The sequence below is a fragment of the Cellulomonas sp. GbtcB1 genome, from assembly GCF_019091725.1.
GTDB lineage: Bacteria > Actinomycetota > Actinomycetes > Actinomycetales > Cellulomonadaceae > Cellulomonas.
The window spans coordinates 1-230 of record NZ_JAGXJG010000689.1; the positions used below are offsets into that span (position 1 = coordinate 1).

A 230-nucleotide genomic window follows, 5' to 3' on the forward strand; every position below is an offset into this window, starting at 1 on the left:
GCGAACACCGAGACACCCCCGAGGACCCCGCCCCCCAGGATGCACGGGGTGCGGCAGCCGAAGCGGCCGCGCGCCCGGTCGGAGAGGTTGCCGAACACGAGGTACGACACCAGCGACACGATCGCGGTGATCGCGCTGATGGAGCCCAGGAGGGTCTCGGGGGTGTCGACGCCGATGTCGCGCAGGCGCTGCGGGAGCAGCACCGCGGCGACGATCTGCAGGCCGACGGT

Annotated in this window: 1 pseudogene; it reads right to left on the bottom strand. The window is 72.6% G+C overall.

The window, feature by feature from the left end:
* A pseudogene (locus tag KVT14_RS21820) lies at positions 1-230 on the bottom strand (hypothetical protein); the annotation flags it as partial.